Source organism: Jatrophihabitans sp. (genome assembly GCF_051960575.1).
In the GTDB taxonomy this organism is placed as follows: Bacteria; Actinomycetota; Actinomycetes; order Mycobacteriales; family Jatrophihabitantaceae; genus JBQCEE01.
This window is the reverse complement of record NZ_JBQCEE010000349.1, coordinates 1-4,116: the sequence shown is the minus strand read 5'-3', so window position 1 is coordinate 4,116 and position 4,116 is coordinate 1. Positions and strand designations below refer to the sequence as shown.

At 70.1% G+C, this 4,116-nt stretch carries 4 protein-coding genes and 1 pseudogene; 3 read left to right on the top strand and 2 right to left on the bottom strand.

What is annotated here, in order from left to right; genetic code table 11:
• A pseudogene (locus ACTHMS_RS19425) lies at positions 1 to 333 on the top strand (guanylate kinase); the annotation flags it as partial.
• 115 nt (positions 334 to 448) lie between these two features.
• Here the strand turns inward: ACTHMS_RS19425 and pntB are convergent.
• The gene (gene pntB, locus ACTHMS_RS19420; protein WP_440308311.1) at positions 449 to 1,852 is read right to left on the bottom strand and encodes a Re/Si-specific NAD(P)(+) transhydrogenase subunit beta; all 1,404 of its coding nucleotides are present in this window, start codon (positions 1,850 to 1,852) and stop codon (positions 449 to 451) included.
• The gene (locus ACTHMS_RS19415; protein ID WP_440308310.1) at positions 1,849 to 3,381 is read right to left on the bottom strand and encodes a Re/Si-specific NAD(P)(+) transhydrogenase subunit alpha; all 1,533 of its coding nucleotides are present in this window, start codon (positions 3,379 to 3,381) and stop codon (positions 1,849 to 1,851) included. The genes pntB and ACTHMS_RS19415 overlap by 4 nt, the downstream gene beginning before the upstream one ends.
• A 245-nt stretch (positions 3,382 to 3,626) precedes the next feature.
• Between ACTHMS_RS19415 and rpoZ the strand changes: the two genes are divergently transcribed.
• Together rpoZ and ACTHMS_RS19405 are read left to right on the top strand one after the other, a co-directional pair.
• On the top strand, positions 3,627 to 3,923 hold the full coding sequence (gene rpoZ / locus ACTHMS_RS19410; protein WP_440308309.1) for a DNA-directed RNA polymerase subunit omega: 297 nt from the start codon (positions 3,627 to 3,629) through the stop codon (positions 3,921 to 3,923).
• Positions 3,924 to 3,932: 9 nt separating this feature from the next.
• On the top strand, positions 3,933 to 4,116 hold a 184-nt coding region (locus ACTHMS_RS19405; protein ID WP_440308308.1), incomplete at its 3' end, for a flavoprotein.

Here is a 4,116-nt window from a genome sequence, read left to right as displayed (position 1 = left end):
GCCGAGTTCGCCGGCAACCGCTACGGCACCCCGCGCCGGCCGGTCGACGAGCACCTGGCCCGTGGCGTCCCGACCGTGTTGGAGATCGAGCTGCAGGGCGCGCGGCAGGTGCGCGAGACGATGCCGGACGCGCAGTTCGTCTTCCTCGCGCCGCCCTCGGTCGAGGAGCTCGTCGACCGGCTCGACCGCCGTGGCACCGAGACCACCGAGCAGCGCGCCGCCCGCATGGCCGCCGCCGAGGTCGAGCTCGCCGCCGCCCCCGAGTTCGACGTGGTCATCGTCAACGACGACCTCGCCCACGCCACCGCCGAGCTCGCCGCCCTGCTGCACTGACGGTGACGGACTTCAAGATCGGGTGACGGACCTCAAGATCGTGTGACGGCAATTTTGCCGTCACCCGTCGACGAGATGCGTCACCCGATCTCGGGAAGCGTCACCCCGGCTCGACTCAGAGGGCCGCGAGGATGTCCTCGACCCGCTGCTTGGCGTCGCCGAAGAGCATCGCGCTGTTCTCGCGGAAGAAGAGCGGGTTCTGCACGCCCGCGTAGCCCGCGGCCATCGAGCGCTTGAACACGATCACGTGCTGCGCCTCCCAGACCTTGAGCACCGGCATGCCGGCGATGGGGGAGGACGGGTCCTCGGACGCGGCGGGGTTGACCGTGTCGTTGGCGCCGATCACCAGCACCACCGAGGTGTCGGGGAAGTCGTCGTTGATCTCGTCCATCTCGAGGACGATGTCGTAGGGCACCTTCGCCTCGGCGAGCAGCACGTTCATGTGGCCGGGCAGGCGGCCCGCGACGGGGTGGATGCCGAAGCGCACCTCGACGCCCTTCTCGCGCAGCCGGCGCGTCAGCTCGGCCACCGGGTACTGCGCCTGCGCGACGGCCATGCCGTAGCCGGGCGTGATGATCACCGACGACGCGTCGCGCAGCATCTCGGCCGCCTCGACGGCGGTGATCTCGCGGTGCTCGCCGTAGTCGACGTCCGCCGACGACGGCGCCTCGATGCCGAAGCCGCCGGCGATGACCGAGATGAACGAGCGGTTCATCGCCTGGCACATGATGTAGGACAGGTACGCACCGGACGACCCGACGAGCGCGCCGGTGACGATGAGCAGGTTGTTGTCGAGCAGGAAGCCCGACGCCGCCGCGGCCCAGCCCGAGTAGCTGTTCAGCATCGACACGACCACCGGCATGTCACCGCCGCCGATGGACGCGACGAGGTGCCAGCCCAGCGCCAGCGCGACCGCCGTGACCGCGATCAGCAGCCCGAGATTCGGCGCGTGCACGAAGAAACCGGTGAGCACGGCGAAGACCACGAGCGCGCCGATGTTGATGGCGTTCTTGCCCGGCAGCATGAGCGGCGCCGACTTGATGCGCGCCGACAGCTTGAGGTTCGCGACGTTCGAGCCGGTGAACGTGACAGCACCGATGAAGATGCCGATGAACACCTCGGCGTGGTGGATGCGCAGCAGCGACCCGCCGAACTCGGTCTGCCCCGACTGCCGCTCGACCGACCAGTAGCTCGCCCAGCCGACCAGCACCGCGGCGAGACCGACGAAGCTGTGCAGCAGCGCGATGAGTTCCGGCATGCCGGTCATCTGGACGATGCGCGCCCGCCACAGCCCGATGGCCGCGCCGATCACGACGGCCACGATCAGCAGCACGATCGCGATGGCCTTGGCGTTGTCGGTGACCTCGCCGATCGTCGCGGCGAGGGCGATGGCCATGCCGGCGATGCCGAACGTGACGCCGTTCTTCGCCGTCTCGTGCTTCGACAGCCCGGCGAGGGACAGGATGAACAGCAGGGCCGCGACGATGTAGGCCGCTTCTGCGACGGCGTGAGCGTTCACTTGGAGAACATCCCGAGCATGCGGCGCGTCACGGCGAAGCCGCCGAACACGTTGATGGACGCGAGCAGGATCGCCACGAACGCGAGGCCGCGGATCACCCCGTCGGTGAACGCGCCGATCTGCACCAGCGCGCCGACGACGATGATCCCGGAGATCGCGTTGGTCACCGACATCAGCGGCGTGTGCAGCGCGTGGTGCACCTTGCCGATCACGTAGTAGCCGATCACCACCGACAGCATCAGCACGGTGAAGTGCTCGGGTAGCGGCGCGGGCGCGAACGCGCTGACCAGCCACAGCAGCACGACGCCGATGGCGACGATGCCGAGCTTCGTCGAGTTCGCGACGGCCTTCTTCTCGGTCTTCACCGGCGCCGGGGCGGCAGCCGCCGCAGCGGGTGCCGCGGACACCTGCACCGGCGGCGGTGGCCAGGTCTTCTCGCGATTTCGCGCAACCGTGATCGAACGCTGCACCACGTCGTCCCAGTCGAGCACGAGCTGCCCGTCCTTGCCCGGCGTCATGAGCTTCAGCAGGTTCACCAGGTTGGTGCCGTAGAGCTGCGAGGCCTGTGCGGGCAGGCGTCCGGCGAGGTCGGTGTAGCCGATGATCGTGACGCCGTGCGCGGTGGTGACCACCTCGCCGGCCACGGATCCCTCGACGTTGCCGCCGTTCGAGGCGGCCATGTCGACGATCACCGAACCCGGACGCATCGAGTCGACCATCTCGCGCGTGATCAGCCGCGGCGCGGGACGCCCGGGGATGAGCGCGGTCGTGATGATGATGTCGACGTCTGCGGCCTGGGCGGCGTAGAGCTCACGCTCGCGCTGCTTGTAGTCGTCGCCCATCTCCTTGGCGTAGCCGGTCGCCGACACCTCCGCCTGCGCCGGGTCGACCGGCAGGTACTCGCCACCGAGCGACTTCACCTGGTCGGCGACCTCGGGCCGCGGGTCGGTCGCCCGCACGATCGCACCGAGCGAACCTGCGGCACCGATCGCCGCCAGGCCCGCGACGCCGGCACCGGCCACCAGCACCTTCGCCGGCGGCACCTTGCCCGCCGCCGTCACCTGGCCGGTGAAGAAGCGTCCGAAGACGTGCGCGGCCTCGATCACCGCGCGGTAACCCGCGATGTTGGCCATGGACGAGAGGACGTCGAGCGACTGCGCCCGCGAGATGCGGGGCACCGCGTCCATCGCCAGCGCGTTGACCGGCCGGGCCGCGACTGCGTCGACGAACTCGGGGTTCAGCGCCGGCGACATCAGCGAGATCACGGTGGCGCCCTCGTGCAGCCGGTCGAGCTCGGCCTCGGTCGGCGCGTTGACGTGCAGCACGATGTCGGCACCCCAGGCCTGGTCGCCCGTCCCGACCCGTGCGCCGGCCGCCTCGAACGCCTCGTCCGCGAACGACGCGTGCGCCCCGGCACCGGACTCGACGAGCACCTCGTAGCCGAGCTTGATCAGCTGTTCGACGGTCTTCGGCGTCGCCGCGACCCGTGTCTCACCGGCCTTGCTCTCGCCGGGCACCCCGATCAGCACGCGCACTCCATTCCGTATGGACGGTGGCTGGGCGGCGGTCGGACAGGCGACATCGCCGTCGCGCACCGCCGGTCCGACGGAATCTAGACCAGTCGGCGCGCCGGACGGCGCAGGGTGTGCCGATGCCCACCTTCGCGTGAGACGGCGGGCATCGCCCGAGTGCGCCCGGGGACGCCCGCAGCGCGGTAGACTGCAAGATGGCCCGCGTGCGGGCCGTCCCCTGATCCTCTCCAGAGAGCCGAGACGTGTCCGGAACCGTGTCCGCCCCCGAAGGCATCACCAACCCGCCGATCGACGAGCTGCTCGACCGCACCCAGAGCAAGTACGCGCTCGTCATCATCGCGGCCAAGCGGGCGCGGCAGATCAACGCCTACTACAGCCAGCTCGGCGAGGGCCTGCTCGAGTACGTCGGCCCGCTGGTCGACACCGCCCCGCAGGAGAAGCCGCTGTCGATCGCGCTCCGCGAGATCAACACCGACCTGATCGAGTTCAAGCCCTCGACCGAGGCGCCGAACCCGACCGACAAGACCGTCGAGCAGTAGTCCGCCGGCATGAGCCGGGTCGTCCTCGGCGTGGGCGGCGGCATCGCCGCCTACAAGGCCGCGGATCTGCTGCGCAAACTGGCCGATGCGGGCCACGACGTCACCGTCGTGCCGACCGCCTCGGCCCTGCAGTTCGTGGGCGCCCCCACCTGGGCGGCCCTCTCGCACCACCCCGTCGCGTCCGACGTCTGGA